This is a genomic window from Pseudochrobactrum sp. sp1633 (genome assembly GCF_030376605.1).
Taxonomy (GTDB): Bacteria; Pseudomonadota; Alphaproteobacteria; order Rhizobiales; family Rhizobiaceae; genus Pseudochrobactrum.
Map to the genome: position 1 here is coordinate 393,791 of NZ_JARRAE010000001.1, position 24,642 is coordinate 418,432.

At 52.9% G+C, this 24,642-nt stretch carries 21 protein-coding genes and 3 tRNA genes; 17 read left to right on the forward strand and 7 right to left on the reverse strand.

Annotation, left to right across the window (positions count from 1 at the left end; genetic code table 11):
- The first annotated feature begins 36 nt into the window (after positions 1–36).
- The gene (locus P8H26_RS01840; protein ID WP_289631144.1) at positions 37–1,032 is read left to right on the forward strand and encodes an LLM class flavin-dependent oxidoreductase; all 996 of its coding nucleotides are present in this window, start codon (positions 37–39) and stop codon (positions 1,030–1,032) included.
- Between the two features lie 4 nt (positions 1,033–1,036).
- On the forward strand, positions 1,037–1,462 hold the full coding sequence (locus tag P8H26_RS01845) for an OsmC family protein (protein ID WP_289631145.1): 426 nt from the start codon (positions 1,037–1,039) through the stop codon (positions 1,460–1,462).
- 55 nt (positions 1,463–1,517) lie between these two features.
- On the opposite strand, the gene P8H26_RS01850 is transcribed toward P8H26_RS01845, so the two are convergent.
- The gene (locus tag P8H26_RS01850) at positions 1,518–2,549 is read right to left on the reverse strand and encodes a P1 family peptidase (protein ID WP_289631146.1); all 1,032 of its coding nucleotides are present in this window, start codon (positions 2,547–2,549) and stop codon (positions 1,518–1,520) included.
- Positions 2,550–2,966: 417 nt separating this feature from the next.
- Positions 2,967–3,815, reverse strand: coding sequence for a D-amino-acid transaminase (locus P8H26_RS01855; RefSeq protein ID WP_289631147.1), 849 nt, complete (start codon positions 3,813–3,815; stop codon positions 2,967–2,969).
- Positions 3,816–4,382: 567 nt separating this feature from the next.
- On the opposite strand from P8H26_RS01855, the gene P8H26_RS01860 reads away from it, so the two are divergent.
- The 12 genes from P8H26_RS01860 (at position 4,383) to P8H26_RS01915 (ending at position 17,159) form a co-directional block, all read left to right on the forward strand.
- Positions 4,383–5,144 carry an amino acid ABC transporter ATP-binding protein gene (locus tag P8H26_RS01860; RefSeq protein WP_289631148.1) on the forward strand — a complete coding sequence of 254 codons (762 nt, stop codon included), beginning with the start codon at positions 4,383–4,385 and terminating at the stop codon, positions 5,142–5,144.
- Entirely contained in the window at positions 5,145–5,786 is a 642-nt protein-coding gene (locus tag P8H26_RS01865) for an amino acid ABC transporter permease (RefSeq protein ID WP_289631149.1), read from the forward strand.
- Positions 5,783–6,445, forward strand: coding sequence for an amino acid ABC transporter permease (locus P8H26_RS01870; RefSeq protein WP_289631150.1), 663 nt, complete (start codon positions 5,783–5,785; stop codon positions 6,443–6,445). Before P8H26_RS01865 ends, P8H26_RS01870 begins: the two co-directional genes overlap by 4 nt.
- Positions 6,446–6,481: 36 nt before the next feature.
- Complete coding sequence (locus tag P8H26_RS01875; protein ID WP_289631151.1) at positions 6,482–7,321, forward strand: ABC transporter substrate-binding protein; 840 nt, start codon at positions 6,482–6,484, stop codon at positions 7,319–7,321.
- Between the two features lie 58 nt (positions 7,322–7,379).
- On the forward strand, positions 7,380–8,516 hold the full coding sequence (locus P8H26_RS01880) for an aldo/keto reductase (RefSeq protein ID WP_289631152.1): 1,137 nt from the start codon (positions 7,380–7,382) through the stop codon (positions 8,514–8,516).
- 382 nt (positions 8,517–8,898) lie between these two features.
- Entirely contained in the window at positions 8,899–8,988 is a 90-nt protein-coding gene (locus P8H26_RS01885; RefSeq protein ID WP_022711895.1) for a potassium-transporting ATPase subunit F, read from the forward strand.
- Positions 8,989–9,071: 83 nt separating this feature from the next.
- Complete coding sequence (gene kdpA / locus P8H26_RS01890; RefSeq protein WP_289631153.1) at positions 9,072–10,769, forward strand: potassium-transporting ATPase subunit KdpA; 1,698 nt, start codon at positions 9,072–9,074, stop codon at positions 10,767–10,769.
- 9 nt (positions 10,770–10,778) lie between these two features.
- Complete coding sequence (locus tag P8H26_RS01895; protein ID WP_289631154.1) at positions 10,779–10,955, forward strand: hypothetical protein; 177 nt, start codon at positions 10,779–10,781, stop codon at positions 10,953–10,955.
- A 95-nt stretch (positions 10,956–11,050) separates the two neighbouring features.
- Complete coding sequence (gene kdpB, locus P8H26_RS01900) at positions 11,051–13,111, forward strand: potassium-transporting ATPase subunit KdpB (RefSeq protein ID WP_289631155.1); 2,061 nt, start codon at positions 11,051–11,053, stop codon at positions 13,109–13,111.
- Positions 13,112–13,122: 11 nt separating this feature from the next.
- Entirely contained in the window at positions 13,123–13,686 is a 564-nt protein-coding gene (kdpC, locus tag P8H26_RS01905; protein ID WP_289631156.1) for a potassium-transporting ATPase subunit KdpC, read from the forward strand.
- A gap of 27 nt (positions 13,687–13,713) precedes the next feature.
- The gene (locus tag P8H26_RS01910) at positions 13,714–16,464 is read left to right on the forward strand and encodes a sensor histidine kinase KdpD (protein WP_289631157.1); all 2,751 of its coding nucleotides are present in this window, start codon (positions 13,714–13,716) and stop codon (positions 16,462–16,464) included.
- Complete coding sequence (locus P8H26_RS01915; protein ID WP_289631158.1) at positions 16,464–17,159, forward strand: response regulator transcription factor; 696 nt, start codon at positions 16,464–16,466, stop codon at positions 17,157–17,159. Before P8H26_RS01910 ends, P8H26_RS01915 begins: the two co-directional genes overlap by 1 nt.
- 136 nt (positions 17,160–17,295) lie before the next feature.
- On the opposite strand, the gene P8H26_RS01920 is transcribed toward P8H26_RS01915, so the two are convergent.
- Positions 17,296–17,370 (reverse strand) — tRNA-Asn (locus tag P8H26_RS01920).
- Positions 17,371–17,641: 271 nt separating this feature from the next.
- Positions 17,642–17,716 (reverse strand) — tRNA-Asn (locus P8H26_RS01925).
- A gap of 413 nt (positions 17,717–18,129) precedes the next feature.
- Between P8H26_RS01925 and P8H26_RS01930 the strand changes: the two genes are divergently transcribed.
- Both P8H26_RS01930 and P8H26_RS01935 read left to right on the forward strand, forming a co-directional pair.
- Positions 18,130–18,420, forward strand: a complete 291-nt coding sequence (locus tag P8H26_RS01930) for a hypothetical protein (RefSeq protein WP_289631233.1) — start codon at positions 18,130–18,132, stop codon at positions 18,418–18,420.
- A gap of 155 nt (positions 18,421–18,575) precedes the next feature.
- A tRNA-Cys gene (locus tag P8H26_RS01935) sits at positions 18,576–18,649 on the forward strand.
- A 232-nt stretch (positions 18,650–18,881) separates the two neighbouring features.
- On the opposite strand, the gene P8H26_RS01940 is transcribed toward P8H26_RS01935, so the two are convergent.
- The 3 genes from P8H26_RS01940 to P8H26_RS01950 form a co-directional block, all read right to left on the reverse strand.
- Positions 18,882–19,280 (reverse strand): hypothetical protein, encoded by a 399-nt coding sequence (locus P8H26_RS01940; protein WP_289631159.1) that lies wholly within the window; start codon positions 19,278–19,280, stop codon positions 18,882–18,884.
- A 186-nt stretch (positions 19,281–19,466) separates the two neighbouring features.
- A complete protein-coding gene (locus tag P8H26_RS01945; RefSeq protein WP_289631160.1) occupies positions 19,467–21,356 on the reverse strand; it encodes a prohead protease/major capsid protein fusion protein in 1,890 nt (629 codons plus the stop codon).
- A complete protein-coding gene (locus tag P8H26_RS01950; protein ID WP_289631161.1) occupies positions 21,353–21,778 on the reverse strand; it encodes a hypothetical protein in 426 nt (141 codons plus the stop codon). The genes P8H26_RS01945 and P8H26_RS01950 overlap by 4 nt, the downstream gene beginning before the upstream one ends.
- 109 nt (positions 21,779–21,887) lie before the next feature.
- Between P8H26_RS01950 and P8H26_RS01955 the strand changes: the two genes are divergently transcribed.
- Positions 21,888–24,641: a phage tail tape measure protein gene (locus P8H26_RS01955; RefSeq protein WP_289631162.1), complete on the forward strand. Its 2,754-nt coding sequence runs from the start codon at positions 21,888–21,890 to the stop codon at positions 24,639–24,641.
- Position 24,642: the final 1 nt, after the last annotated feature.

A 24,642-nucleotide genomic window follows, 5' to 3' on the forward strand; every position in this document is an offset into this window, starting at 1 on the left:
CTGGTATTGTGTAGTCATTGCTATATATATCATTGCATGACCAAATATTCCGTACTCGATCTCGCGCCGATCACACTCGGCAGCACCGCAGCGCAAGCCATGCAAAACACTGTTGAGCTTGCACAACATACTGAGAAACTCGGCTTCCGGCGTTATTGGCTGGCCGAGCATCATAATATGCCGGGCATTGCCAGTGCGGCGACAGCCGTGCTGATCGGCCATGTGGCCGGAGCCACAAAATCCATCCGTGTCGGGGCAGGCGGTATTATGCTGCCGAACCATTCGCCTCTGGTAATTGCCGAACAATTTGGCACGCTGGCCTCGCTTTATCCTGACCGTATTGATTTAGGCCTTGGCCGCGCACCGGGCACGGATCAGGTGACATCCTATGCCTTGCGGCGCAATTCCAGTTCGGATGCGCAATCCTTTCCGCAGGATGTGGTGGAGTTGCTGAGCTATTTCGGGCAACCGACCACTGATCAGCGGGTGCGCGCCTATCCGGGTTCCGGCCTCAATGTGCCGGTTTGGATTCTGGGCTCCAGCCTGTTTGGTGCGCAACTGGCGGCAATGCTTGGCCTGCCTTATGCTTTCGCTTCACACTTTGCGCCGGGTGATCTGGATGATGCAATTGCACTTTACCGGCACCGGTTTGAGCCATCGCAATATCTCGACAAGCCGTATGTCATGGCCGGTTTCAATGTTTTCGCTGCCGACACGGATGATGAGGCGAAACTGCTTTTCACATCCATCCAGCAGGCCTTTGTGAATTTGCGCACCAACAATGCGGGGCAATTGCCGCCGCCGGTAGAGGGCTATGAGGAAAATCTCGACCCGCGCTTTGTGCCGATCATCAAGGCCGCGCTTGCCTGCTCGGCTGTTGGCAATGTTGAGACTGTACGTAAGGGCATTGATGCTTTTGTTGCGCGTACCGGTGTTGACGAACTGATGATTACAGCGCAGATTTTCGACCATCAGGCGCGCTTGCATTCTTTTGAATTGCTGGCGGAAGCCGTTGGGTTGAAACCGGAATAAGAGCATGGTTGGATTAGCAGTACGAACCAGAGAAACAGGCGCAGTGGCAATATTGCAGGGGCAGGAGAAGCCGGTAATCCACTCGCTGACCGGCGGTGAACTGACACTGGAGAACACTGTCTCCGGTGCGGGTTTCAACGCGATTGATCTGCTTTATGCCTCTCTCTCGGCTTGTCTGGTGATGAGTGCACGCATAGCCGCACGCAAGCTTGGTTTGGTTGAGCGGATCAGCAGCTATGAGGTTAAGGTCAGCGGTGAGAAGACGGAGCATGAGCCATATCGCATCACGCGGTTTGATGTGCAGTTTCTCTTTGCCGGTGATCTTTCTGAGGTTGAACGCCATGAGCTGGCAGAAACAGCCGAAGCCATGTGCACGGTCAGCAATACGCTGAAAGCTAATGCCGAAGTGGCTTTTACGGTCTCTGGATAAATTAAGAAAAAGCCTGCAGCGATTATCACGGCAGGCTTTATTTTTTATCGTTTTTTTAGCTATTCAACTTCAGCCAGTCTGCCAGCGATTTACGGCTGTTGCCGTCGCGGCCGGTAAAGCTTTCAGCAGCGCACATGGAGTTGAGAATGGCTTCCTGTGTGGATTCTGTTGCCGCGCGGAACAGCTGATCAATCTTGTCTTCATTCAGTGCCTGCATGGTCACCAAATCCGATTTCTGATCATGATCAATGGTTACGCCGGTGGTAAAGCCGATAACAATATCACCACTGCCATGACCCCAAAATGCACCAAGACGTGCAATACCTGCACCGCAGCGGCGAATGACGCGCTGCAACTGGCGGTGTTCCAGCGGGATATCCGTTGCCATAATCATCATGATCGAACCTTTTTCCGGTTGATCAGGGAAGTCCGGCGTCGGATGGCGGCCATCCGGCAGTGTCAGATCGCCTTTACGGCCGAAATTGGAAAGCACCAAAGTGCCCAGATGATAGTCTTTGCCGTCCAGCTTGATGCGGCGGGAAGAGGTGCCGATACCGCCTTTAAACCCGAAGCACGTCATGCCTGTACCAGCGCCCACATTGCCCTGTACCACCGCGCCGGAAGTTGCTGCATCAAGTGCCGCGAAGGCGTGCTCCTCAGTAACGGCCATCGCCTGAATGTCGTTAAGCGGGCCGTCATTACATTCACCGACAACTGCATTGACGGTTGAAGTGGTGCGGCCAATATCGCTGTTAGCAGCAATGGCACGCTTGATCAGCGCGTTCACGCAAGTGCCGGTGCTGAGAGTGTTGGTCAACAGGATCGGGGTTTCAAGTGAGCCAAGTTCATTGACCTGCACAAGACCGGCGCTTTTGCCGAAACCGTTGATGGATTCAGAAGCAGCCAGAACTTTCTTTCGGAACAGATTGCCATCATGGGGCAGAATGGCGGTAACGCCGGTATTCACATTGCCTTCACGGATAGTAGTGTGGCCGACTTTAACGCCCGGAACATCGGTAATGGCATTATGCGCGCCGGTCGGCATGATGCCGCAAACAATACCAAAATCGCGTGCTGAAGCTGACATGGGGAAATCCTGTAAAATCCGTAATTGCGGGTCGGTAGGAGATGGGTAGAGCCGATAAGCTCTTGATAAAGCCAATAAGCCCTTAATAAAGAATGACAGCCCGACCGGATTCCGGTGGGCTGTCAGCGCATTGTCATCAGGCATTAAAAAGAAACGGCAATATCACTTCTGCGGCGGTATTGCCGTTTCAGTGTGGTGCTAATGCCTGACATATGATCAGTGCCAAGGAATTAAAACGGTCTTTTCCGGGGGAGGCCCAAAAGATCAGAACCGTTTCATGGGGCGCTTGCGATCATTACGGTATCCGGCCAGAATTGCGAAATTATGGCCGGACGAAATTTATATATTCAGAGCAGTCAATTAAGATGAAAGCTTTTTGAAACGCAGTTTTTAACGAAAAACCGGTTCCCGCTTTTTCTAAGCTGCTTTAGCAATCTCGATATATTTTTCCTGCAGGCTGCGAGTAATTGCACCCGGTTTGCCATCGGCAATGACAGTTCCTGCGATTTTCACAACAGGCGTTACAAAGCCGGAGGCACTGGTCTGGAACGCTTCTTTGGCTTTAAAGGCTTCTTCAAGCGTAAAGCGGCGTTCTTCAATCTTCAGGTTCTGCTCTTCTGCAATTTTCAGCATGGCAAGACGTGTGCAGCCCGGCAGAATTGCATTGGAGTTCGGGCGCACGATCAGTGTGCCTTCTGCGGTGATGATGAATGCGCTGGAAGAGGCACCTTCAGTGATATAGCCGTCTTCCTGCATCCATGCGTCCTGACAACCATGAGCGGTTGCTTCCTGTTTGGCAATAACCTGTGCCAGCAACATCACAGTTTTAATGTCGCGGCGCTGCCAGCGGATGTCTTCCACAACATGAATAGCAATGCCATTTTTCTGACCCGCTGAAGATGTCAGGTTTTTGACCTGAGTGTAAGCAACCAGCGTAGGTGCCATATCTTTACTGTAAACAAAGTCACGATCAGCAGCACCGCGGGTGATCTGCATATAAACCACACCTTCGGTGAGGTTGTTACGCTTGATCAGCTCTTTCTGCATGGCGATGATGTCTTCGTCGCTCATCGGCGCCGGTACATCAATCATTTTCAGCGAACGGCCGAGACGCGCCATATGGGCATCATTGTCAACCAGCTTGCCATCGATCACTGCACTGACTTCATAGATCCCGTCAGCAAAAACAAATCCGCGGTCGAATACCGAAATTTTGGCTTCTTCTTCAGGGACATAGGCACCGTTTACATATACAATTCGGCTCACAACGCATTCCTTAGCGTTAAAATTTTATGGGAATCTGTTGTGGGTGAAGCTATGAAAAAAACACCTGCGGAACCAATGCTTTGTTTTTTGAATGTTATGCAAGATTTGCATATTCAGAAAGAAAAATTCCCGATGGGTCTGTATGCGACATATAATGCTGCATAATCCGCTTTATGGTCGTAAATTGAGCAATAACTTTTAAGCACTGCTACCTCATAATCAGAGGTTATGGATACCCTCAATTTTTATACTCTCGCTGCACCGGCCAGTTTGCCTAAGCTGTTCTTTCAGGAATAAAACGGGCGGATGGCGGGATGTCTTCTGTCATGTATAAAAGACGATGCTGTGCAGTCTCAGGAGCGCTTTTTGCTGAAACTGCTAGCTTTTTGAATGATTGCAGGTTTTGCCGGAGGGCCGTAGGCACTTTTGCGAAGCCTGTTTAGGGGAAAAAGGCGTCAGTTTCACCTGAAACAAAAGAACGCTGTAATCCGTTGAAATATCATGGTTTTAACTTTTTCTGCTCGTGCAGAATTAAGCCGTGAGACTGCGTAAGGGGAGAAGCTGCGGGTGAAAACCAGTCAGAAAACCGTTATCCGGCTTGAAAAACTGCAAAAGCATTATGGCGCGCATATTGTTCTCAAAGAGATTGATCTGACAGTAACCTCCGGCGAGGTACTGGCGATCATCGGGCCGTCAGGTTCGGGCAAAAGCACATTGCTGCGTTGCATCAATTATATCGAGCCGCCGGATGCCGGCATTGTCACGGTTGGCGATGTGACCCTGCATGCCGAGAAAAAAGCCTCTGCCAAACAATTGCATGATCTGCGCCATTCTATCGGCATGGTGTTTCAGTCGTTTAACCTGTTTCCGCATATGAGCGTGCTGCGCAATGTCAGTTTGGCGCAGGAGCGCGTGCTTGGCCGCTCTAAAAAAGAAGCAGATGAACGCTCAATGGATTTGCTGGAGAAGGTCGGCCTTGCCGATAAAGCTGCGCAATATCCGATGCGTTGCTCCGGCGGGCAGCAGCAGCGTATCGCGATTGCACGTTCACTGGCGCTTGATCCTAAAGTGATGCTGTTTGACGAGCCGACCTCGGCGCTTGACCCTGAACTGGGGCTGGAAGTGCTGAGTGTGATGCGCAGGCTTGCAGACAGCGGCATGACGATGATTGTCGTGACCCATGAAATGGGCTTTGCGGAGAACGTCTCCGACACAGTGATGGTGATGGCTGATGGCAAGGTGATCGAAAGCGGTGCCAGCCGCGATGTGATGCGCAATCCGCAGACAGAGCGGGCACAGCGCTTCCTCAAAGCGGTGAATGAGCGTTAAATGCTGGCAGATTTCTCTTATATCATTCGCGGATTGCCCTGGACTGTAGCGCTTACGGTCTCTGCTCTGGCCGTTGGCACAGTGCTCGGCCTGATCCTGATGCTGATGCGCCGCTCTAAATTCTGGCCGCTTCGCCTTCTTGCGGTGGCTTATATCAATCTGGTGCGTGGCATCCCGCCACTGGTCTGGCTGTTCGTGATTTTTTTCGGTCTTGGCACCGGCACCATTACCATCAGTCCGTTTATGGCGGCGCTGACCGGTTTCGGCATGATTGCCGGAGCCAATATGGCGGAGATTTTTCGCGGTGGTATGATGGCTGTCCATCACGGACAGTTCGAGGCGGCGGAAGCGCTTAATCTCAACCGTTATCACGCTTTTAAAGATGTGATTGCACCGCAGATGCTGCGTGTATCGCTGCCTTCTGCTGCCAGCTATGCCATTGGCTTGCTCAAAGACAGCGCGATTGCCTCGGCAATTGGTGTGACAGAGCTGGCCTATCAGGGCAGTCAGTTGTCGCAGATGACCTTCCGTGGTCTTGAGGTGTTTGCTGTGGTGGCATTGCTTTACATTCTACTCAGCCTGCCTGTTGCATGGCTGTCACGGACTGCAGATCTCTATCTGCGGGCGAAGGTGGCACGATGATTGATTTTCCGATTGATGATGTCATTTCATGGATGCCGGAACTGCTGGGCGGGCTGGCGCTGAGCCTGAAAGTTACACTTGCCAGTCTGGCGATCGGTATTCCGTTCGGATTGATGCTGGCATTGGGTGTGCAGGCAAAGTCGAAATTGATGCGTGCGCTCAGTCTGGTGGTTGTTGAGGTCGGGCGTGGCGCACCGGCGCTGATCCTGCTGCAATTCATCTATTTCGGATTGCCGAGTGCCGGAATTACCATGACTTCGATTGTAGCGGCGATTGCAGCTCTGAGCTGGAATACCGGTGCCTATACCAGCGAGATCATTCGTGCTGGGCTTGAATCCGTACCCGCGGGGCAGAAAGAAGCGGTGATGGCGCTGAATATGAGCCGCATCGACGGCTTGCGCTATGTGATCCTGCCGCAAGGATTGCGGGTGGCTGTGCCTGCCTTGCTCGGCTTTTCGATCCTGATTTTTCAGGCGACGTCTTTGTGCTTTACCATTGCCATGCCGGAGCTGATCAGCCGTGCCTATGAAATCGGTTCAACAACATTCCTGTATTTTCCGGCTTTGCTGGCGGCAGGCATTCTCTATGCCATGATCTGCATTCCGGCATCCATGCTGGTGAGTTGGGTTGAAAAACGGGCAGATCGTTTCTCGCGATAAATATAACAATAAACATAAACAGTAAGGGGTAATATTATGAAATCAATGGGTAAAATGATCATCGCGGCATCGGTTCTGGCCGGTGCGACAGCTCTGGTAACGATGCAGGCCAATGCGCAGAGCTGCACACCGAAAAACAGTTTTAAAACTGTTGAAGAAGGTGTGCTGACCATCGCTGTGACCACTTATGCACCTTATTCCTATCTTTCGCCGGAAGGTGAAGCTAAAGGCGTTGACGGCGACATCGCCAATAAAATCGCCGAGATGGAATGCCTGAAGGTTAAAGCTGTTGCCGTGGATACTGCTGCGGGTATTCAATATGTGCTGTCTGGCAAAGCCGATATTACCACCGGTGACTGGTACCGCACGGCTGAACGCGCCAAGGTGATGAACCTGTCCTGGCCGCTCTATAATGACCAGATGGGTATTTATACCAAGGAAGGTTTTGAAGAGGTCAAGGATATTGAGGGCAAAAGCGTTGGTACAGTGCAAGGCTATCTCTGGGTTGCTGACCTGAAGAAACTGCTCGGCAGCAATCTCAAGCTTTATCCGAATTCCGTGAGCATGCAGCAGGATCTGGCAGCCGGTCGTATTGCTGTGGGTATTGACGGTTTCTCAACCGGTGTTGTCGCTAAGAAGGCCGGAGCTATGCCGGATATTGAAGTGAAAGTTGCCAAGAGCGATGATCGTGTGAAAGCGACGACTGAGGCCGGACAGGGCAGTTTCCCTTACTCCAAGAAAAACCCTGAACTTGGCGCCGCACTTGATGCAGATATCAAAGTGCTGCATGAGGATGGTACAATCAAGGCTATTCTGACTGCCAATGGCATGGAAGCTTCAGCCGGTGATGTCGGTGAGCCACGTCTGATTGACTAAAATAATGTTGAGACCGGATGATCGAAAGTCCGGTCTCTCTTTTGCAGAAAGTAAGCTCATGGCGCTGGATCATTATTATACGCTCGGTCGTTCAGGTCTGCGGGTCAGTCGGATGGCACTCGGCACTATGACTTTCGGCAATGCAGCTATTCGCGGTATCAGCGGCAGCTGGGGCAGCGCCGATGAAACATCCCGCGCGATATTTGACCATTATACGGATACGGGCGGTAATTTTATTGATACAGCCAATTCCTATGGTGCGGGTGCCAGTGAAAGCCTGATCGGGCAGTTTATGCGTGAGAAAGGCAATCGCGAGCGGCTGGTGCTGGCAACGAAATACAGTAATAGTCTTGAGCCAGGTAATCCCAATGCAGGCGGCAACAGCCGCAAAGCCATGATGCGGGCGGTTGAGGATTCTCTGCGCCGTCTGGGTACGGATTATATCGATCTTTATATGGTGCATACATGGGATCGCATAACGCCTGCGGAAGAGGTGGTGCGCACGCTGGATGATCTGGTACGAACGGGAAAAATCCGTTACGGCGGGCTGTCTGATGTGCCTGCATGGTATGCGGCGCGGGCGCAGACATGGGCGGAATGTCATGCACTGACACCGCTGATCAGTCTGCAACTGCCATATTCGCTTACTGAACGGAATATTGAGCAGGAATTTGTGCCGCTGGCGCAGAATATGGGGTTAGGCATTACTGTCTGGAGCCCGCTGTCTATGGGGCTACTTTCGGGTAAATACCGCGTTGAGGGTGATCGCTGGGCTGGGAAAGGTCGCCTGACTACGGATGCTTCCGGCAAAGGTATGGGGCTGTTTACTCCACGCAATCACGCCATTCTCTCGGCCTTGCAGGATGTGGCAGCAGAGCTTGAGCGTCCGATGGCGCAAGTGGCTTTGAGCTGGGTGCTGAACCGGCCTTCTATCGCGGCGCTGATTATCGGCGCGAGTAAGCTCTCGCAGTTGCAGGATAATATTGCGGCTTTTGAGTTGCATCTGCCAGCGGAACTGAGCGCAAAGCTGGATGCCGCAAGTGCTCTGCCTTCACCGCAACCTTATGCTTTGTTTGATGCGGATTATCAGGCAGGGGTATTGAATACCGGTGCGTCGGTTGGTGATAAGCCTGCCTCTTACGCGCCGCCACAATGGATGCCGAAGGTGGATGATTTCACCTATGGCAAAGGCTGATTTTTATTATTATGAGAGCGGTATATACTACCGCTTTTTTTAAATTTATAGTTTAAGAAATTAAAATAAAATCATGAATTATCATAATTAATGATGTTTCATTTGCTTGGCGCGATACGCAAAATAATAGCGTTTTATATATGAGATTTTTATATCTCTCCTCATTTCCCTCTCTCGAACCACTATGCACTTTGGCGCCATAGTTCCGCCTGATTTCAGCATGTCGCGATGCGCGGTTTTGCTGGAGGTGGCTCTTGCACATATGCGGGGCTGAATTTCAGGAGTTCGAAAAATGGATGTCATCATGATTGCTATAGGCGCCGGATTTATCGGCCTGTCCTATTTCTACGCCCTTGTTTGTGACCGGCTGTGAGGGTGCGTCATGTGGTTTGATTATGTTCTCGGCGGCTCGGTAGCCGCATTGCTCAGCCTCTATCTGCTTTATGCACTGGCCAGACCTGAGCGCTTCTAACACTTTGTTTTGTCGCATTGTCCTACGCAAAACCGTTTCACACTTTTGCTGGAAATGCTTTAAAAGACAGAAAGTATCTTCCAATGACTTTCAACGGAATATTGCAGATTGCGATCCTGTTCGGGCTCACAATTCTGCTGGTTAAACCGGTCGGCGGGTATCTGACCCGCGTGTTCACCGGTGAACGGACTTTGCTCTCGCCGGTTATCGCACCGGTTGAGCGCGGCCTCTACAGGCTTGCGGGTACCCACGAAAAAGAAGAACAACACTGGACAGTTTATGCGGCTTCGCTGCTAATGTTCAGCATTGCCGGTTTTGTGGCACTTTATCTGTTGCAGCGCCTGCAGGGCGCATTGCCCTATAATCCTGCGGGTATGCAGGCTGTGGAGCCGACATCTGCCTTCAATACGGCTGTCAGCTTTATGACCAATACCAACTGGCAGGGCTATGCCGGTGAAAGCACGATGAGCTATTTCACCCAGATGGCCGGTATCACTGTGCAGAACTTTGTTTCTGCTGCGGTGGGGATTGCCGGTGCTATGGCGATTACCCGAGGTTTCTCCCGGTCTTCAAGCAATACAATCGGCAATTTCTGGGTCGATCTGACCCGTGCCACGCTCTATGTGCTGTTGCCGATCTGCATTGTCGGCACGCTTGTGCTGGTTTGGCAGGGTGTACCGCAGAACCTGAGCGATTATACGATTGCGACCACGCTTGAAGGCGCACAGCAGACCATTGCGCAGGGGCCTGTGGCCTCGCAGATGATTATCAAACATCTGGGTACCAATGGCGGCGGTTTCTTCAATGCCAACTCTGCGCATCCGTTTGAAAACCCGACTGCACTGACTAACCTTATCCATCTGCTGTCGATTTTCGTGATTTCTACCGCTATGACCAATGTGTTTGGCCGTATGGTTGGCAATCAGCGTCAGGGCTGGATATTGTTTGCGGTCTTTGGCGTTTTGGTAGTTGCAGGTACGACAGTGCTTTACTGGGCGGAAGCCGGTGGTAATCCGCTGATGCAGGCTCTGGGTGTTGCCGGTGGTAACATGGAGGGCAAGGAAGCGCGCTTTGGTATTGCACTGTCTGCACTGTTCTCTGAAGTGACGACTGCGGCCTCTACCGGTGCGGTCAATAATATGCATGACAGCCTGATGCCGCTTGGCGGACTGGTGCCGATGTTCAACATGCAGATCCCTAATCTCGGCGGTATCGGTGCCGGTATCTATGGCATGTTGCTGTTCTTCATTCTGGCGATCTTTATTGCTGGTTTGATGGTTGGCCGCACACCGGAATATCTGGGCAAGAAAATCGAGGCCAAAGAGGTCAAGATGAGCCTGCTGGCTACGCTTGGACCTTCACTTGCCATTCTTGGTTTTGCTGCATTAGCTGTGGTTCTGCCGCAGGGATTGTCGAGCATTCAGGATGCAGGCCCGCATGGCTTCAGCGAAGTGCTTTATGCTTATTCTTCGGGTGCCAACAATAACGGCAGTGCCTTTGCCGGTCTCAATGCCAATACGCCTTTCTATAATCTCACCATTGGTTTTGCGATGTTGATGGGGCGTTTCCTGCTGATCGTACCGGTGCTGGCCATTGCCGGTTCTCTGGCAGCCAAAAAGACAGTTCCGGTTTCCGCAGGCACATTGCCGACTACGGGTCCGCTGTTTGTCGGTCTGGTTGTTGGTGTGACGATGATAGTCGGTGGCCTGACCTTCTTCCCCGCGCTGGCTCTTGGCCCTGTTGTCGAGCATTTCGCAGTGCTCTCTGGTCAGCTCTTTTAAAGGTGAGACATGGCTAAAAGTTCTTTTCTGATGAGGCAGCTGTTTCAAAACCGTGCGGCGAAACCGGCGAAAAATATGCTGGTAAGTGACGCGAAAAAAGAGGGTTGCCCGAAACTGACCAGCCTTGTGCTGATCCTTGTTCTGGCAATGCTGGGCGGAGTTTTCCTTGTGAAAGCACTGGTTTGAAACTTAAGTCTGAACATTAATTTATCACCCTATATTATTGTAAATACTATGTGGTTTATAAATATTCCGCATAAGATTTAAGACGGAGTGCTCTCATGAGCCAGTCAAAATCTACGAGCATTCTCGATGCCCGTATCCTGCTGCCCGCCATCGGCGGTGCATTTCGAAAACTTGATCCGCGAAGCCTTGCCAAAAATCCGGTGATGTTTGTCGTTGCTGTTGTAACCATGCTGACCACGGTGCTTTTTCTCCGCGATCTGGCAGGCGGCGGATCTGATCTGGGCTTTTCTTTCCAGATCATTCTGTGGCTGTGGTTTACCATTCTGTTTGCCAATTTTGCGGAAGCGGTGGCTGAAGGGCGCGGTAAAGCGCAGGCGGAATCCCTGCGCCGCACCCGCACCGAAACGGAAGCCAAGCTGCTCAGCGGTGACAGTAAAACCAATTACACCATCGTTGCAGGCAATAGCCTCAAAGTTGGTGATGTGGTTCTGGTAGAAGCCGGAGATATCATCCCTTCCGATGGTGAAGTGATTGAAGGTGTGGCCTCGGTCAATGAAGCGGCGATCACCGGTGAATCGGCTCCGGTTATCCGCGAGTCCGGTGGTGATCGCTCTGCGGTGACCGGTGGCACGCAGGTGCTGTCCGACTGGATACGCGTGCGTATTACTGCGGCTGCCGGTTCCACCTTTATTGACCGCATGATCTCACTGGTGGAAGGCGCAGAACGCCAAAAGACACCAAACGAAATTGCACTGAATATTCTGCTCGCCGGGATGACGCTGATCTTCGTGCTCGCTGTTGTGACAATTCCGAGCTTTGCCACTTATGCAGGTGGTTCCGTGCCGGTGATTGTGCTGGTGGCCTTGTTCGTTACGCTGATCCCGACCACGATCGGCGCACTGCTCTCAGCCATTGGTATTGCCGGTATGGATCGTCTGGTTCGTTTCAACGTGCTGGCTATGTCCGGCCGTGCGGTGGAAGCTGCCGGTGACGTGGATACGCTGCTGCTCGATAAAACCGGCACCATTACGCTCGGTAATCGTCAGGCGACTGAGTTCAAGCCTGTGAAAGGTGTGAGTGAGCAGCAACTGGCCGATGCCGCGCAGCTCGCCTCATTGGCTGATGAAACACCGGAAGGTCGTTCCATCGTTGTGCTGGCTAAGGAGAAATATGGCATCCGTGCCCGTGATATGGCCGATTTGCATGCGGTATTTGTGCCCTTTACTGCGCAAAGCCGGATGAGCGGTGTGGATGTGGATGGCAGCTCTATCCGCAAAGGTGCCGTGGATGCCGTGCTGAAATATGTGCAGTCACAGCATGCTCAGGCATCAGGCGCGGCGGGTACAGAAGAAATACAGGGTATTGCCGCATCAATCGCCAAGGCAGGCGGCACACCGCTGGCTGTGGTGAAAGACGGCAAGCTGATGGGCATTGTCGCGCTGAAAGATATTGTCAAAGGCGGCATCCGTGAGCGTTTTGCTGAACTGCGCCGCATGGGTATCCGCACAGTGATGATTACTGGTGATAATCCGATGACTGCTGCCGCGATTGCTGCGGAAGCCGGTGTGGATGATTTTCTGGCGCAGGCAACACCGGAGAACAAGCTGTCGCTGATCCGCGAAGAGCAGGCCAAGGGCAAGCTGGTGGCAATGTGCGGAGACGGTACTAACGATGCTCCGGCACTGGCGCAGGCCGATGTGGGCGTGGCGATGAATACCGGTACGGTGGCTGCGCGTGAAGCGGGCAATATGGTCGATCTTGATAGTGATCCGACCAAGCTGATCGAGATTGTGGAAATCGGCAAGCAATTGCTGATGACACGCGGTGCGCTGACAACCTTCTCGATTGCCAATGATATTGCCAAATATTTCGCGATTATTCCGGCAATGTTCCTCGCTTTCTATCCGCAGCTTGGTGTGCTGAATATTATGGGGCTGCATAGTCCGCAGAGCGCCATTCTCTCGGCAATCATCTTCAATGCCCTGATTATTGTGGCGCTGATCCCGTTGTCGCTGCGCGGTGTGAAATATCGTGCCGTCGGTGCCGGTGCGCTGCTGAGCCGTAATCTGATGATCTATGGTCTTGGCGGGATTATCGTGCCTTTCGTTGCCATTAAGCTGATTGATATGGCGATTGCTGCTCTGGGTCTGGTGTAAGGAATAAACGCATGTTGAAACAATTACGTCCTGCTGTGGTGATGATTGTCAGTCTGACAGTAATCACCGGTATTGCTTATCCACTGGCTATGACCAGCGTGGCGCAGACCCTGTTTCCCTCTCAGGCTAATGGCAGTTTGATTGTGAAGGAGAATAAGGTGATCGGCTCATCACTGATCGGCCAGCAATTCACTTCTGAGCGTTATTTTCATGGTCGGCCGAGTGCTGCGGGGGATGGTTATAATGCTGCATCCTCCGGCGGCTCCAATCTGGCGCCAAGCAGTGCGGCATTGCTGGAGCGGGTGAAAGCCGATGTGGCAAAGCTGCAAGCGGAAAACCCCGGCCAGTCGTTGCCGGTTGATCTGGTCACCGCATCCGGCAGCGGGCTTGATCCGCATCTGACGCCGGAAGCAGCCTTGTTCCAGATCCCGCGCATTGCCAAAGCGCGCAGCATGGATGAGGCACGGCTGAAAACACTGGTCGAGGCGCATATTGAGGAAAGAATGCTGGGGCTGATCGGTGAGCCGGTGGTGAATGTACTTGCGCTTAATCTCGCGCTGGATCAGGTTAAGTGAGCAATATAACAGGCAGGATAGCTCTGTATGAATGACGACAGTTCGCGCACCGGCGATAACAGACCGTTGCCGGAAGCCTTGCTTGCCAAAGCCGAACAGGAAACACGTGGCCGCCTCAAGATATTTCTCGGGGCGGCTCCGGGCGTTGGTAAGACCTATGAAATGCTGATGTCCGGCCGCGCTCTGCTGACAGACGGTGTTGATGTGGTGATCGGTGTGGTGGAAACCCACGGGCGGCAGGAAACACTGGCGCTGACAGAAGGCTATGAGATTATCCCGCGGGCGCGTATCGACTATAAAGGACACGTGCTTGAGGAGATGGATCTGGATGCGGTGCTGGAACGCAAGCCGCAGCTGGTGCTGGTGGATGAGCTTGCCCATAGCAATGCTGCTGGCAGTCGCCATCCCAAGCGCTATCTTGATGTTGAAGAGCTGCTGGCCAACGGCATTGACGTTTATACCACGCTGAATATTCAGCATGTGGAGAGCCTTAATGATGTTGTGGCGCAGATCACCCGCATCCGCGTGCGCGAAACCGTGCCGGACAGCATTATCGACCGCGCCGATGATATCGAGATTGTTGATATTACGCCGGAAGACCTGATTAAGCGCCTGAAAGAAGGCAAGGTCTATCTACCCAAGACTGCGAAACGCGCGACACAGAATTACTTCTCTGCGGGTAATCTCACCGCTTTGCGTGAACTTGCGCTGCGGCGCACGGCGCAGCGTGTGGACGACCAGCTCCTTAGCCATATGCAGGCCAATGCCATATCGGGGCCGTGGTCGGCAGGCGAGCGTGTGCTGGTTTGTATTGATGAGCAGCCGCACTGTGCGGCGCTGATCCGCTATGCCCGCAGGCAGGCAGACCGGCTGCGAACACCGTGGACAGCGCTCTATGTGGAGACATCGCGTGCTGCCGCACTCTCCGAGGAAGAGAAAGATCGTATTGCAGCCACCTCGCGGTTAGCAGAACAACTGGGCGGTGAAATCATCACGCTGACCGGTCATGATGTGGCGCAGGATATTATAAACTACGCGCTGACTCATAATTTCAGTCATATCGTTATCGGCAAGCCGAATAAATCCCGTCTGCGGGAGATTTTTGAAGGTTCGGTCTCTCATGACCTGATCCGCAAGGCAGGCAATCTCAGCATTCACATCATTTCCGGTGCGCAGCAAGTTGTGCCGCCCGTGCGGCAGGTGGCTGTGGCACAGGATAAGGCATTTTCGCTGCGGCCTTATTTGCTCAGTCTCGGCTATATTGTGATCGCGCTGGTTGCCGGTACATTGCTTGATCATGTGCTGGACGTGCGTAATATCGCGCTGGTGTTTCTGATGGCGGTGCTGGCGACAGCTGTGGCTTCAGGTCTGCGGCCTGCCTTATTTGCTTCGCTGGTTAGTGCATTCGCTTTCAATTTCTTCTTCTTGCCGCCGCTCTATACGTTGCACATTGCAGGGCCGGAGAGCGTGATTGCTCTGGCGTTTTTCATCTGTGTGGCGCTGGTCGCCAGCAATCTGACTGCGCGGGTACAACGTCAGGCTCTGGCGGCACGCAACCGCGCCAGAACCACGGAAGGGCTCTATCAGTTCAGCAAAAAGCTGGCTGGTGCCGGAACTCTGGAGGATGTGCTCTGGGCAACGGTTTATCAGATCGCGGCCATGCTCAAAGTGCGCGTGGTTGTGCTGTTGCCGGATGAAGGCGTGGCCAATACCAGTATTTCCGTGCGTGCCGGTTATCCGCCAGATGACACACTGGTCGATGCGGATATTGCCGCTGCACGCTGGGCATGGGAGCACGACCGCCCCGCAGGACGCGGCGCGGACACGTTGCCGGGTGCCAAGCGGCTTTATATGCCTCTACGCACCGGTGGCAATACAATCGGCGTTGTAGGGCTGGATGATGACCGCCAAGGGCCGCTTCTGACGCCGGAGCAGCAAAGACTGTTCGATGCGCTGGCAGAGCAGGCAGCGTTGGCGATTGCCCGTATTCAGCTGGTGGATGATCTGGATCGCGCCCAGCTTGCTGTTGAGGCTGATCGTTTGCGCTCGGCCTTGTTGACCTCTATCTCTCATGATCTCAAGACGCCGCTGGCAGCCATTCTCGGTGCTGCCGGTACACTCAAGGATTATTCCGGCTCATTGCCTGATCAGGATCGCGGGGAGCTTTTGACCACTGTTGTTGATGAGTCTGAGCGCCTCAACCGCTTTATCGCCAATTTGCTGGATATGACGCGGATTGAATCCGGTGCCATGCAGCCGAATAAGTCATTGCAATATCTGGGCGATATTGTCGGCAGCGCATTGAAGCGCGCTGCAAAAATCTTGTCGCATCACCATGTTGAGACGGACATTGCTGCTGATTTGCCGATGCTGAAACTTGATCCGGTGCTGTTTGAGCAGGTCTTGTTCAATCTTCTTGATAATGCTGCGAAATATGCGCCGGAAGGCACGCTAATCAAAATTCAGGCAGGCTCCGAGCAGGGCGATGTGGTGCTGCGTATCGTGGATGAGGGCGGGGGTATCCCTGTTGGCGATGAGAGGCGGGTTTTTGACAGTTTCTACCGTGTGCGCAAGTCCGATCAGGTGCGTGCCGGTACGGGGCTGGGGCTGGCGATCTGTAAAGGCTTTACAGAAGCAATGGGCGGAACAATTACAGCAGGAAACCGCAGCGACGATTCCGGCCGCAGCGGTGCCGTTTTTACAATCAGATTACCGTTGAACACTTGTGCCGAGGCTATGAGTGACATTGGCAGTACAGAAGAAAGATCATTTTCCTGATGACGCAGAACATTATCAAAATCCTCGTCGTGGATGATGAGCCACCAATCCGCAAACTATTGCGCGTGGGGCTGGGAACAGAAGGGTTTTCCATCCTTGAAGCACCCTCCGCGACAATCGCTAAGGAAATTATGCGTGATGACCGGCCTGATCTGGTGCTGCTGGATTTAGGCCTGCCGGACATCTCCGGCCATGATTTGCTGGCGCAATGGCGCTCGGAGCTGATTGATCTGCCGGTGATTATTCTCTCAAACCGCACGGATGAGGGTGGGATCGTGAAAGCGCTGGAGCTTGGTGCGGATGATTATGTGACCAAGCCGTTCGGTATGAAGGAGCTTGCCGCACGAATCCGCGTGGCACTGCGCCACAAGCTGCAAGAGCAGGGCGAGAAGCCGGTCTTCCAGACGGGTGAGCTATCGGTTGATCTGGTGAAGCGCATTGTGCGACTTAAAGGGCAGGAGATTAAGCTTTCGCCTAAGGAATATGATATTTTACGTATCATGGTGCAGCACGCAGGCAAGGTGCTGACCCATTCATACATACTCAATCAGATTTGGGGCGGTATGAGCGATGTGCAATATTTACGCGTCTATGTGCGCCAGTTGCGTCAGAAGCTCGAAGAATCGCCGGATCAGCCGTTTTATATTCTGACAGAAACAGGCGTTGGCTATCGCTTGCGCGAAGGGGATATTTGACTGAGAGTTTCGTCAGGGGTTTCTATAATCTCTGACGAAACGTAATCATATGCGTGTCAAAGTGTTCTGCATCAGCAGTGCGTTACGATAATTTGTTTTGGTGAAGTGTGCAGACTTATGAACTCTTAAAGAAGAGTGGCTCCCCGGGCCGGATTCGAACCAGCGACCAACCGGTTAACAGCCGGTTGCTCTACCGCTGAGCTACCGAGGAACAGTTGCTCTGCATTTGCATGACAGCCGTATAGCAACGCAAAATGATCTTGCCAAGCCCTAATTTTGATATTCTACAGGTAAAAAGCAGATTTATGACGGAAGCGGATATTTCCTGTGCGGACAGAGCAGCAGCCGCGCAACGAAAACAATAATAATCAGTGATTTCAGATAATTAAGAGATGCGAATGAAAAGCATGCAAGTATCCCGCTAGAGATATTTCTTTTGCATTTTAGTTTTGAAAAATTGCACGCTCTTTATGAGAAAAGAGTGGCTCCCCGGGCCGGATTCGAACCAGCGACCAACCGGTTAACAGCCGGTTGCTCTACCGCTGAGCTACCGAGGAACAGGTGCTCTTGCTTTCAGCGATTTGGCGTATAGCAAAAGCTTTTCGGTTTTGCCAAGCCCTTTTTCGCTTTTTTATCAGGATTCTAGCGGAATAGTTGGTGAGAGGCATATTTCAGGCATTAAAAGGCCTGATATGGGACTCATAGTTTTTTGAATTGGCAGATTTCAACGTCTTAAAATTGCAGATTTGATTGCTGCACGCATAAAAATAAACGGAATCAAACATATCGGGTGGAATCTCAGGATTGATTCCGGGTTAAAATAAAAATGTCGCTTTGCGGGCTGCGGTGTTTTTTTGAAAGAAACGCCACTTATATAATAGCGCTATAAACATACGATATAACTGAAAACAGGACTGACAGATTGTACAATCCAGATGCCGATCCAAAAGTGGCAGCAGAACAACCGGATATTGAGAAGGGAGTCGATGGGAAACATCGGATAAAGCTGTTTGGCAAAACCTTACCGCTTCCGCAGTCGGTCTGGTTGCGACGAATTCTGGGTGGCGGTTTGATCGTTGGTGGCGTGTTCAGTTTTCTACCAGTGCTGGGTGTCTGGATGCTGCCGCTCGGGCTGATTATTCTTTCGCGCGATTCCAAACGTATAAGGCGGATCAGACGGAAATCTGAAGTCGGCTTGATGCGCCGTTGGCGGGAATACCGTGCGCGGAAAAAAGCTGAGAAAGCGGAACTGCCGGAATAACCGGTTTTGTTGGTGCGTGAGCCCGCATATAATGCGCAGAAATATCCGCTATCTGTATTATTTTGATAAGAAATTTAATTTTTCACAGAAAGCACGGTCGGGACACTTGACGAGTCATCTGGCTTAACCTATTCAGCACTCAACCACATACGGATGGCCTCGTGGCGGAGTGGTTACGCAGAGGACTGCAAATCCTTGCACGGGGGTTCGATTCCCTCCGAGGCCTCCACCTTTAAAATCAAGCACTTAACTCAGTTTTTGATGTAGAAGATTTTTAGACTAAAGCGGCTCTGGTGACTCATTGGTGACTCACTAAATACATTTTTGAATGTAGTCCCGCTCGAAACGCCCCTCTTTATTCCAGCCGTAGAAGACCCCTGAAGAGCGTTTGATTCGAGCTGGTGCATGGCGCTGAAAACAATGCCGCGCTTGCTGGTGGGGCAGGTTAAGGGAATGCGGCGCTATCTGATCTCAACCAGCTGAAACACAATCCGGCTCATACCGTCGCGTCTTGCGCTGACGATCTCAAAGGAGCGAGGGTCACCGCTTATGCTGATCCGGTCGGCCTGTTTGGCTTCGTCGGCCAGTGGATAGCTCACACGGTCAACGCTAAGTTCGAAAGTATGCCCTGTCGCAAGGGTGTGAAGGTCGTTGCCGCTGCGTTCGCGTTTTCCAATTTCAACAGCTTGATAAACGTCATTTTCCTCAAAGACAGCTTTTCCCGTCCAGCTCACTCGATTTGGGTCTGCAACCGGTCGGCCATTAGGGCTACGCAGAGCCGGGCTGCAAGTGAACTCATTTGCAAACTGCCGGTCGATTGTTCGGCTCAGCGTCTGTTCTAGGCGGTCGAAAATGGACATGGCAGTTCCTCTGTGAAAATGCCCTTGCACCGGGTTGTGCTCGGTACAAGGGCTGGATGCCACCACTGCCACGGAGCGGCAGCTGGCTTGTGGGGTGATTATTTTGAATACTCACGATCACCGGCGCGAGCCCCAATCGCTTGGGAAGCACCCCACCGCCGCAAAGTGGTGGGGATCTCATTGACCTTAGAGGCCAGCGTTTTTATAGGCACCTCTGAAGTCGATCACGCCGGCGCCGAAATCCAAATGAACACGGAAGTCAGTGCCCAAGGACTCAAACCCTTCGCGGTAAGCAATCTGCGGCCCCGGAGCACTGGAAAGATGCGCCCATTCGATAACTGGCGCATTCGATGGTGCGGCAAACACATAGAAGGATTTGTCATCTATACGCGGCTCAACCAGAAGCTCGAGACGTCCACCGAATGGGTTGACGTCGCTGGTTGTTGCAGCTGCCAGAGTTGCGAGGATCTTTTCCGCCTCAGTCTCCAGCTCTGGGCCGACAAGCAAGAATGACGGCGTTACACCAGCGATAAGTTTGCCGCCAAAAGCCTTCTGCTTGCGCATGGACTTACGGGCTTCCGATAAGGCTGCAACATCCAATGCGCTACCGGCTGCAGCCAAGTTCTTATGGTCAGCGTGGAACAGCGCCTTCGAGTCCTCACCCACCTTTGGATTGGACAGCAGTAGACCGACGACGATCTGATTTTCGGTTTCAGCGGCTGAACGTCCGGCAGCACGAGACCAGTCAGCAAGGCCGGACAAGTCATCGTTGATTTGCGCATTGCGGCTCAGGCTGAAGATTCTGGCAAACGTGGACAAACCATAGCTTTCGGCTGCTTCACTGCGTGAAGTGGCTTTGATCTCACCAGATTCATTCAATGGCGCAAGTGTGTCGATATCACCGATTTTGATCTTCTGCGCCTTACGGAAATCGCTCATGGTCGTGGAGCGGCAAAGGTGCTGCTTAATCGGGCTTTGCGCGGCCTCATATTGCGCCATTAGAATGCGCTCGCCAGCGCTCTGCAGAAGAAGCGGGAAATCGCTCGTGGTGTGCTGTCCGTATGAGCGCGTACTACCGCCGCCGAACACCGCGTCACGCGAAAGGTTCTGGGTGCTTATGCCGGCTGCTTCAAGCGAGGCACGGGCATGCTGCTCAAGTGTCCAGGACATGTACTGTCGAGCGCGTTCTGAAGGCTTATCGCCGCTCATACGGCAAGTCAGAGCCTCAATGCGGGCTTCGGCTTCATCACTGCGCCCATCCATGCCTTGGGTTTTTACATGGGGAAATGTAGGTGATTTATTTTGGTGCTCCACCAGAATACTCAGAAGCTCTGAGCGGACATCGGCCTCGGTCATGCCACGTTTGATTTTGGCTTGCAGCTGGTCAGAATATTGTGTGTTGCCGGTGGTAGTGGCTAATTCAACGGCAAACCCACGGACTTCACGTAGGTTCATGCTGCGATTTGAGGATTCATCGTTATTGCGCTGCTCATCATTTTCAGTTTCATGCTGGTCATTACGAATATAATTGCGTTTGGCTGGGTGTGTCATGTTGTTTTCCTTAAGGGATCTCGTTTTAGCAGTCGGATCTGCGGGTACGGGCACGACTGAGATTTCCATTGGTTGCCAGCGAGTTGCGGTAACGGTCGCAATGCTGCCCTGCTGAGGCTCGGTGCGTTCGGTTGTTAGAATTTTGTAGCCAACTGAGATTGGTAAGGCGTGACCGTCCTTCAGATCTTGGAGCAATTCTTCTGCTTTGGCGCGGCGGCTCAGCTTGACGGTCGCGGTCACTTGGCCAAGCTCAAACTTGATGGAGTTTGGCAATACCGTGCCTAAACGATCATCAAGGCTGTAAGCGCCGTGGCTGTCCAAAAGGCTCATGTTGTCGGCGCGGCTCAGATCGAGATTGTCACGGCCACACAGTAGGATCTCATCATAATGGCCCTCATCCCAAGAGTAGCGACGTACGGGCTGCTCACTGGCGAAAACCACTTGAACTGTGCGATCTTCGACATTCAGAGAACCGGTTACAGCGGCAGCACGTGTGAGCATTTCAGGCTGCTGATGTCTGCTCATGCCGCTTCCTTCCGAGCTAAGATTGCTTTCATCGCCGCAAGACGCTCAGAAGCACGGGCAACAAATTCATGTAGCGCCAGAACAATGCTCATCGGGTGCACGTCGAGAACTGCCTCAAGATGTCGGCCTGTCAGTGTTGGGACTATGACGTCGCGTTTTGTGCCTTCGATGAAAACCAACCAAGCACGGCGTGAATTGTCACCAGCTGCATAACGGACTTCACTTGAAAAGCGCGAAACCAGCTCACAAGCTCGATTAGTAACCAGCCCAGCATGCTGGAGCTCTGCGGCTGTAAGGATCATCACGCACGCTTGATCAGATAGCGCCTGATCTCCAATGTGCATGGCCTTGCGCAGTCTGTGCACTGACATTTCGGAAATGCCGAGTTCACGAGCAATGTCTGCTTGGCGTATTTGCCCCATCGTAGTTTTTCCTTATCGAATACACTGTGTTGATAACATAAATCGGTGTAATCTGATAGTATAAATTAGAATGCAAATATAAATACGATACGTATTAGAGGTATTACTTATGACCACAAGAACAGCGGCACTTAGACTTCAACTGATCGATGCCATTTCAGGGCCTGCAAAAGGGTCATCAAAGGCGCTTAGCGGCCTTGAGGGCTCAATCTCAAAGCTCGGCAAGGGTGGCATGAAGGGCGCTAAAAACCTTGTTAACCAGCTGGAACACCTAAGACAAAAGTCCGCTGCTGTTGGACGGTTCTCAGCGTTGCGCCGTGGCACGGCTGCAGCCTTTGGTGAGTTTCGATCCGCTCGCGCTAATGTTAAGGCGCTCGAGGCAGCTCTCTCCTCTGCCACCAAGCCAACCGCCAAAATGGCGTCGGATTTGAAAACAGCCCGAGCTGCTCTGACAATGACGTCGGCCGCATTCAATCAACAGCGCACTGCTGCTCGCAATGCGGAGACCTCGCTGAGAACGTTCGGACTCAATAGCCGAACCGCAATCAGCACATCTCAAGGCGAGATCCGTCGTCAAATGGCGCTGACTATTAGCAAAATGCGCCAAATGCGAACTGAAGCTGCAAAGCCGATGCCAATTCGTAAACAAGCAATAGCGGCCAGCAATCGTTCTGGTGGCTACGGGTTTGCGGGAACCGCCGCTGGTGCATATGCGGCAGGAGCAGTCATAGCGAATCCCGTTCGCAAGGCCCTTTCTTACGATGAGCGACTGACGTACTTGGCTGGTACTATGGCTGATGACGGTAGCGCTGCGGACAAGCAACTCGCAAAACAGGAAGCCTCTGACGCTATTCAGCGTGCTATTCAGATCGGTGGCGGTCGTCGTGATGATGCACTGGCTGGTCTGGATACGCTCGTCGCGTCCGGCGTTATGGCTAAAGATGCCGCAATGCGTGTCTTGCCTACCGTCCAGAAAGCGGCTTTTGCGAGCGGTGCAAACACGGAAGACATTGCAAAATCAGTTGTCGCGATGATCGTCAATGGCGTCGAGCAGGCAGACATTCCCTTCGCTTTGGACAAGATGCTCAGGGCGGGACAATCTGGCGGATTCGAGCTGAAAGATCTTTCGCGATGGCTTCCAGCCCAAATGGCTTTGCTTCGCGGTAGCGGCATGACAGGTATCGACGCAGTCGAGTATCTTTCGGCTGCTAACCAGACGCAGCTGAAAACAGCTGGCAGTACCGATGAAGCCGCAAATAATCTGATCAATGTTCTTCAAAAGCTGAATAGCCGCGAACTGCAGAAAACAATGTCAGACCAAGTGAAGGCACGCCCGGGAGATCCGACGCTGACAGACGGCGGCTTTGACTGGCAAGGCTACATGATCCGACGGCGGCAGGAAGGTGTTGCTGCACCGGAGGCGTTGACTGAAATTCTTAATCGCCAACTCGAAGATGATAAGAGATATCAGGCCCTTCTGGCAGATGCTCGCAATGCAAAAACTCAAAGCGAACGTATAAAAAATATCGACGGCGCCACCTCCATCGCAGAAGGCTCCGCGTTTGGCGCCCTGTTTGCAGACCGCCAGGCGTTGTTTGCTTCGATCGCGCTGCAAGTCTACAAGTCTGAGCAAAAGGCAATCGAGGCGAAGCTGGCTACCGCTCGTGGTGCGGTTGATGTCGAGTCCCAGTTCGTTCGTTCACAAACGTGGAGCAAGACGCAGGATTCGAGCAGCGCTCTCGACCTAGCAAATGAGAAAACTTTCGATGCCGTTTCAGGGCCGCTTGGATCACTCGCTGAGAAGATTGCCGAAACGAGTCGTGCATTTCCGGCGCTAACCACGGCAGTCTATGGAATTGCCACAACGTTGGGTGCCGTTGCCGGGGCCGGGATTGTGGGTGGCGTTGTCGGCGGCCGGTTAGCAGGTGGACGAGCTGGCCTCCTTGGCGCTGGCGGCGGTGCTACATCGCGGCTTGTTCGGACTACGAGGGTACTTGGCCCTGCGGCCGTGATAGCTGGCACCGGTCTGGATGTTTATGACGCTGCCAATGATCCGAAACTCACGCAAGCCCAGAAGTCGGAACGGTACACGCGAGCCGGTACCGGTGCCGGTGGCGCTTTGGCCGGCGCAAAAGCCGGAGCTGCGCTTGGAGCATATGGCGGACCATGGGGTGCTGCAATTGGTGGTGCGGCTGGTGGCGTTGGTGGTTACTTCGTGGGCGATGCTGTCGGGGAATATCTGAGCGGGGCATTCACCTCAAAGGATCCAACGCGAGCAGCTGGTGACCAGCTCGCTCAGGAAACTATGAAATGGCACATCGCTGCACAGCAAGGGATGAGGGATTACGTCCACGCCCTCGCACAAGGTGGGGATGAGGCAGAGGCCAAGGCCGCGGTTATTGCCGCAGAAATAGAGCGGATTATGTCGTTCGAAGCTAATCCAACTGTTGCAACCGCAAGCCTAGAGCGAGCTCTTGGTCTGGCCCGACAGGTCGCGGCCGTCATCAGTGGCAATCCGGCAGTGGCAGCTCCTCCTTCCGGTGGCGGTGCGTCTATCAAGGTCGATGGTGCGAGAGCCAAAGGTGGTCCAGTCCGCAAGGGTGGCGTCTACCGTGTCAACGAGGAAGGCGAAGAGCTGTTTGTGCCAGGCACTGACGGCACCATCATTCCGCACGGCGCAAGCCTCAGCAGCGGTCGTCGCAGCGGTGGGCCAGTTTCAGTGGTCAATCACAATAAATTTGAGATCAATGTGTATGGCGGTGGCGATGAAAAAGCGGCTCACCGATTGGCACAGATTATCGAGGGAAAACTTTCGCGGTCAGCACAGACGTTGTTCGGTGGTCTGAAGTTCGGAGATTTCTGAA